The 6,853-nt window shown below is 73.2% G+C and carries 4 protein-coding genes, 1 rRNA gene and 1 pseudogene (1 of these 6 running past the window's edge); 3 read left to right on the forward strand and 3 right to left on the reverse strand.

Annotated elements, in window-relative coordinates; genetic code table 11:
* Positions 1-12: 12 nt before the first annotated feature.
* From ACZ5GH_RS31800 to ACZ5GH_RS31810, 3 genes and pseudogenes are all read right to left on the reverse strand, one after another.
* The gene (locus tag ACZ5GH_RS31800) at positions 13-1,212 is read right to left on the reverse strand and encodes an alpha,alpha-trehalose-phosphate synthase (UDP-forming) (RefSeq protein WP_464336002.1); all 1,200 of its coding nucleotides are present in this window, start codon (positions 1,210-1,212) and stop codon (positions 13-15) included.
* Between the two features lie 388 nt (positions 1,213-1,600).
* Positions 1,601-2,230: pseudogene (locus ACZ5GH_RS31805) on the reverse strand (HAD family hydrolase); the annotation flags it as partial.
* Positions 2,231-2,472: 242 nt separating this feature from the next.
* On the reverse strand, positions 2,473-2,856 hold the full coding sequence (locus tag ACZ5GH_RS31810; RefSeq protein ID WP_387759292.1) for a peptidase inhibitor family I36 protein: 384 nt from the start codon (positions 2,854-2,856) through the stop codon (positions 2,473-2,475).
* A gap of 515 nt (positions 2,857-3,371) precedes the next feature.
* Between ACZ5GH_RS31810 and ACZ5GH_RS31815 the strand changes: the two genes are divergently transcribed.
* From ACZ5GH_RS31815 to ACZ5GH_RS31825, 3 genes are all read left to right on the forward strand, one after another.
* Positions 3,372-4,361 carry a PI-PLC domain-containing protein gene (locus ACZ5GH_RS31815; protein ID WP_387759293.1) on the forward strand — a complete coding sequence of 330 codons (990 nt, stop codon included), beginning with the start codon at positions 3,372-3,374 and terminating at the stop codon, positions 4,359-4,361.
* 200 nt (positions 4,362-4,561) lie between these two features.
* The gene (locus tag ACZ5GH_RS31820) at positions 4,562-6,157 is read left to right on the forward strand and encodes an alpha/beta hydrolase (RefSeq protein ID WP_464336003.1); all 1,596 of its coding nucleotides are present in this window, start codon (positions 4,562-4,564) and stop codon (positions 6,155-6,157) included.
* 575 nt (positions 6,158-6,732) lie between these two features.
* Positions 6,733-6,853, forward strand: a 16S ribosomal RNA gene (locus ACZ5GH_RS31825); it runs 1,403 nt beyond the window's last position.

The raw sequence follows: 6,853 nt of genomic DNA on the forward strand, positions 1-6,853 counted from the left end.
GACGGCTACCGCTCACGGGCGCCGCGTCGGGACCGGGGACGGGTGCCCGGTGATCCGGCGCACCGCCGGCGGTGCGACCGAGGTGGAGCAGCCCCGGATGGCGTGGACGATCCGGACGGCCCAGTCGGCGGGCCGCTCCCGGCCGAGGAGTTCGGAGAGCCGCTCCAGACGGGCCCGGCGTTCGGCGGGGGAGAGGTCGAGGGCGCGGGCCAGCACGGCGGCGAGGTCCTCGGGCGAGTGCGGGTCGGTGAGCAGGGCGGCCTCGCCGAGTTCGGCGGCGGCGCCGGCGCGGCGGGAGAGCACCAGGGCCCCGGGCACCGCGTCACCGGGCAGGAGGGCGGCCCGGGCGGCGACGTACTCCTTGGCGGTCAGGTTCATCCCGTCCTGGAGGGAGGTCACCCAGAGCACGTCCGCCGCCAGGTAAGCGTCGACGACCCCGGTGGCGGAGAGGCTGTGCGGACGGTAGTCGACCGGTTGCCAAGTACCTTGCTTCCAGTGGGAGTTCACCTCGGCGACGCGCCGTTCGAGGTGGCGGCGAGTGGCGTCGTACGCGGTGATGCCGGGCTCGGGCGGCGCGCAGACCAGCCGGAGGACGAACCGGCCGCGCAGCCCGGGCCGGCGGGAGAGCAGCAGGTCGACGGCCTCGACCTTCTGGACCGGGGCCTTGGCGTAGTCGAGGCGTTCGACCGAGAGCACCACCGGGCCGGCGGCCGGAGTGCGGTGCGGTGCGCGGAGACGGGTGAGCCGCTCGACGGCCGACCGGTCGATCCCGAGCGGGTGGACACCGGTGCGCGGCGGGTCGGGCAGCCCGGCCAGGGCCCTGCGGAAGTGACCGGCGAACTCCTCGGTGTGGAAGCCCGCCCAGTCGAGGCGAGCCAGGGAGCGGCGCAGTTCGGCGGCGACCGGGAGGGCGGCGAAGACGTCGAGGGCCGGGAAGGGGGTGTGGTGGAAGATCCCGGTCCTGACGTCGGGCCGGAGGCGGCGCAGCAGGCCGGGGACCAGCCAGAGGTTGTAGTCGTGCAGCCAGACGGTGGCGCCCGGGGCCGCCTGGGCGGCGATGTGCCGGGCGAACCGCGCGTTGACCGTGCGGTAGTCGGCCCAGGCCCTTTCGTCGAAGGTCGACCTGCCCGGTTCGGACATCAGGACCGGCCAGAGGGTCTCCTTGCAGGCGCCGTGGAAGTAGCCGCGCCAGGTGGCCGTGTCCAGCGGCACGGGGGACAGCGGCAGCGAGGTGGGCGGGGGGGAGCGCCGCCGTCCGGTCGCGGCCGGTCAGGGCGGTGACCCAGACGCCCGGCAGGCCGTCGGCGAAGGCGCTGGTCAGGGTCGGCAGGATGCCGTTGGGGCTGGCGGGCGGCTGCCAGCTCCCGCCGTCCCAGTGCAGCGGCGGGCGGTGGTAGGCCACCACGAGGGAGTGCCGGTGCGCGGGGGCTGGGGAGTCGGTGGGGTCCGGGCCGCCGGAGTCGGAGCGCACCGAGGCGGAGCGTGCGGAGACGGAGCATCCGGAGTCGGGCTCGGGGGAGATCCAGCCGAGGTCCAGGAGCGCCGTGTGGATCCCGGCCGCGCCGGCCCGGTCCGGGCGGTGGACGCGCGAGTCCTCGGCCAGGGCGGTGAGCAGCGCGGGCTCGGCCCCGGCGACGACCACGGCGTGCGCGCCGAACCGGAACAGCGAGAGGTCGTTGAGGGAGTCCCCGGCGACCAGGATCCCTTCGGGCCGCCAGCCCAGCCTCCCGGCCAGGGCCCGTAGGGCGTTGCCCTTGGAGGCTCCCGGTGGCAGGACGTCGAAGTAGCAGTCCGCCGAGTACACCCAGGCGCAGCCGAGGGCCTCGACGGCCGCCGTGAGTCCGTCGGTGAGCCGGTCGGGGTCGAGGTGGTAGGAACAGCGGCCGTTCTGGACGACGCCGCGCTGGTAGGTGAGCCCGGGGAAGCCGCGCAGCGCGGCGCGCACCCGCTCCGGTCCGGGCCAGCCCGCCCGCAGGTGGTCCTGCACCGGGCCGACGGGCGTGAAGTCGGTGCCGTCGACGACGGTGGCGCCGACGTCGGCGATGATCCACCGGGGCCGGGGGACGAGCGGATCGCGCAGGACCTCCCGGACGGAGGCCGGCGAGCGCCCGGTGGCGAAGACCGTGGTCACCTCGGGGTGGCGGACCAGGGCGTCCCGTAACCGGCGCCGGTCGTCCCCGGTGCCGCCGAGTAAGGTGCCGTCCAGATCGGTGACCAGAATCCTCGACATCCGTGGGACGCTAACACGAGCGCGTCCCGTGGTGAAGTGTTCACCTTGCGCCGCCCGTTCGGCCGCCCCACGGGGCGGGGAGCGGCCCGGGCCGCATCTCGGGTGCCCCTGACGAGTGCTCAACTACCTTTCGTCCGAACGGTCGTGGTCGCGCCGCAGTTCGGCTTCTGTCCCCGATCCGGCACGGCGGCCCGCCGACCGGTCGCCCCGGCCGACGAGCCGCCGCGCGGCCCGCCCGGGTCCTAACCGAGGTAGGCGCGGTAGGCGCTGACCCAGGCGCCGATGCTGCTGTAGCCGGAGGCGTCGATGGTGATCGAGCCCCCGGTGCAGTCGTAGTTGTCCCACAGTTCGACCCGGTCACCGCCCTCGGTGCGGGCGGAGCGGATCCGGTCGTTCCAGTTGTCGCCGACGTACGTGCACGCCCCCTGGTTGCCGTAGAACCAGCGGTCCGCGCCCGAGAAGCCGGTGCCGGTGAAGGCGTGGAAGCTGGGCTGGCGGGCGAGCGGGGAGGTGCCGGCGGTGTGGGAGGCCGAGGGGGCGAGGGGCTGGGCGGAGGAGGTGGGCGCGACGACCACGGTCGCGGTGAGGACCGCGGCCGTGAGCAGCACCCTGCGGACGACGGGCATGTGACGTCTCCTTCGGTCGAGCGCGTCCGGGTGAACGGGGCCGCGGAAGGACGGAGCGCACACAGCCGCTCCGATCCCGTCGGCGCATTCACTCGGCGGGCAGCTCAGAATTACCCGCGGCGGCGGCGAATAGTTACGTATGCGAAGAAATGGCGGAAACCGGTGCGGGTTCCGCTGTCGGCGGCGATTCCCGGCGGTGCCGCGCCCCTTACCGACTTCGGGCAGGGATTCGAACCACCGGCCCCGGGCGGAACGGGTGGTTCCCGTGGGGCGGCTGGGCCCGCGCGGAGCGACCGCCTGTTCGAGGGCGGACACCCGTCACCCCGGGCCCGGCGGCCGCGACGGCGGCCACCACCCGCCGGATCCGGCCGCACCCGAACGGACGGGGACGGGCGCGGGCCTCGTTCAGCGCTCATTCACCGTACGTCGGCGCACAGTTGGTGATATCGATTGTCTGACCGCAGACAAGTCGGAACACGGACGACACCGGAACGCCAGCGAGAAGGAGCACCCGCTTGAGGACTCACCACGGACCCGGCGCACGCGTGCGGATACTGCCCGCCCTGACGGCGGCACTGTGCGGGATCATCGGCACCACCACGCTCGGCGCCGCGCCCGCGGAAGCCGCCGACCAGCGCCACCCGATCTACGCCATCGCGCACCGGGTCGACACCCTGGACGGCGTCGACGCCGCGATCAACCACGGCGCCAACGCCATCGAGATCGACGTCTGCGCCTGGTGGAACCCGAACGAGTGGCGCGCCTACCACGACTGCTCCTCGGCCGGCGAGAACCGGCTCGGCCCCAGCTTCGACAGCATGCTCGACCGCATCGTCTCCAACGCCAACGCGGGCCGCCGGCTGTCGCTGGTCTGGCTGGACATCAAGGACCCCAACTACTGCGGCGAGGAGCCGAACCGCACCTGCAGCGTCGCCGGACTGCGCGACAAGGCCCAGCGCCTGACGGCGGCCGGCATCCAGGTGCTCTACGGCTTCTACGAGTACCACGGCGGCAGCACCCCCGACGTCGGCGGCCGCGGCTGGAAGAGCCTGGAGGGCAAACTCGGCCCGCTGGAGGGCATCACCACGACCGGCACCCGCGACCAGGTGCGCAGCGCCTTCGACCGGTCCGGTGCCGGCTTCCCGGCCGGCCGCCGGGCGATGGACTACGGCGACAGCGACATCACCAAGGGCTTCGGCAACTGCACGGAGCCCACCTACAACACCTGCGCGGAACTCAGGAAGGGAGCCGCGGACCGGGCCGCCGGACGGCTTGCCGCCACCCTGTCCTGGACGACCACCTACAACGACCCGTGGTACGTCGACAAGCTGCTCGGCGACGCACAGGTGGACGGCATCATCGCGGGCTACGGCGCCTTCACCGGCGTGCGCGAGTACGACGACAGCTGGCAGTGCGCCAACGCCGTCAACCTCGTCCGGGACTGGGTGAACCGCCACAGCGGGACCCACCGCATGGCCACCGGCGGGGACCACCTGTTCAAGTAGGCGGCCGCTCCCCGACGTCGCGGACCCCTCCCTTACCAGGCCCCGGTGCCCTCGGCCGACGGCACCGGGGCCTGATCCCGAAGTCGTAGAACCGTGGGCGCAGTTCGGCGAAGGCGGCCGATACCCGCGGCGGATGCGACCGGCCGGCCGGCCCCCTAGCGTCACCTCCGACGGCCTGCCGACCACCCGAGGGAACCGCCGTGATCCGTACCGCCGAGCCGGCCGCCGCAGTGGCGGCGCTGGCCCTGACCGTCCTCACCGCGCTGTCCGCCCCGGCGGCGGGCGGTGCCGCCACCACTGCCACCGGCGGGACAGCCACCGCCGCGACCGCCACCGCCCCCGCCGCCGACCCGCTCGCCGAGCTGCGCCGCCGACAGCCCGCCTGGCACGCCTGCCGGACCGGCCCGGAGGACACCGCCGGCGCCGAACTCGACGCCGCCGGAGCCCGCTGCACCGAGGTCACCGTGCCGCTCGACTACCAGCACCCGGACGGCCGGACCCTGGACGTCGCCCTCTCCCGGCTGCCCGCCACCGACCCCGCCCACCGCCTGGGCACCCTCTTCTACAACCCCGGCGGCCCCGGCGTCCCCGCCCGCCACCTCGCCCTCGCCCTCGGCCGGGCCGCGCCCGCCCTCGCCGCCCGCTACGACGTCGTCGGCATGGATCCGCGCTTCGTCGGCGCCAGCACTCCGCTCGACTGCGGCTGGCCCACCAGCGGCCCCGGCTCGGCCGGGCCCACCCGCGCCACCTTCGACCGGTCCGCCGAACTCGCCAAGGACCTGGCCGCCCGCTGCGCGCCGTACCGCGCCGTGCTGCCGCACGTCTCCACCCGCAACACCGCCCGGGACATGGACCTGGTGCGCGCCGTCCTCGGCGAGCCGACGATCGCCTACCTCGGCTCCTCCTACGGCAGCTACCTCGGCGAGGTGTACCTCCAGCTGTTCCCCGAGCACGTCGGACGCGCGGTGCTCGACGCCGCCCTGGACCCGGACCGCTTCGGGCCCGACCTGACCGCCACCCAGGGCTCCGCGATCGACGCCGCGCTCACCGCTTGGGCGCAGTGGACGGCCCGCCACGAGGACCGCCACCACCTGGGCACCAGCACTGCCGAGGTGCTCGCCGCGGTCGAACGGATCCGCCTGGCCGCCGGCCGCGCCCCGCTGACGGTGGGCACCCACCGGGTCGACGCCCGCGCCCTGCCGCAGGTGCTCTGGGCGGTGTCGGCCGGCGACGACACCGCCGCCTACACGGAGTTCGCCGCCGTCGTGCGCGTCCTGCTCGACGCCGCCGAAGGCCGTACGGCCGTCGAGCCGACCGCACTGCTGGAGGCCGTGCTGACCGGCCTGGAAGCACCCGACACAGGCGGAGCCGCCGCCGTGCAGACCGCGATCATGTGCGCGGACCGTGCCGCCTCGCGCGACCCGCTCGCCTACTACCGCGACGTCCAGGCCCACCGCGCCGACGAGCCGCTGTTCGGCCCGCTGACCCGCAACCTCACACCCTGCACCTACTGGCCCGCACAGCCCGCCGAACCGCCCACCAGGGTGCGCAACGCCGTCCCCGTCCTGCTGGTCGGCGCCGACGGCGACCCGGCCGCCACCCGCGCCGGCCAGCTCTCCGCCCACCACGCCCTGGCCGGCTCCCGCCTGGTGACCCTGCGCGGCGCCTACCGCCACACCGTCTACGCGGGCGTGTTCGCACCACGCGACGCCTGCGTGGACGCCGCCGTCGACCGCTACCTCCTCGACGGCGCTCTTCCCGCGCAGGACACCGACTGCCTCGCCGCCCGCCCCTGAGCCACGGCATTTGTTTCAGGGGTGGAGGAGGAGTACTGTCTCCCAGTCGCTCGACTGGGAGCACCGGACACGCGTCAGCGCGGACGGTCCCGGGGCGGCCAATCCTCTGAACCAACACTTCCCGGCTCGGGCAGATCTGTCATGTGCAGATTCGGCCCGGTCTGTATGTGGCGTGTTCGTTTTATCGGATTGCGGCTGGATTCGCTTTTCGGAGCGAGGGTCGGCTAGTGTTTGAAACGTCGGACAGGGCGCCACGCCCCGAAAGGCACCGGCGAGTTGGATGAACGAAGCCCCGAAAACGGAGCGGAAAACGTCTGATAAGCTGGAAACACGAAAGAACGAAGCCCGGAGGGCCTGCTGGAAGGCGGCTCGAAGGAAGCGTCCGTTCCTTGAGAACTCAACAGCGTGCCAAAAGTCAACGCCAGATATGTTGACATCCCCGGCCTCGGTCGTTTGATCGGGGTTGGAGATTCCTTTTGAAACAAACACTAGCGAGGACGCAGTGCGCGGGGCCGCCCTATTCCGGTGGTTGCCGTGCCGCTCAACGCGGGTGTCGACCCGATTACGGGTAAACATTCACGGAGAGTTTGATCCTGGCTCAGGACGAACGCTGGCGGCGTGCTTAACACATGCAAGTCGAACGGTGAAGCCCTTCGGGGTGGATCAGTGGCGAACGGGTGAGTAACACGTGGGCAA

Source organism: Kitasatospora sp. Xyl93 (assembly GCF_055383135.1).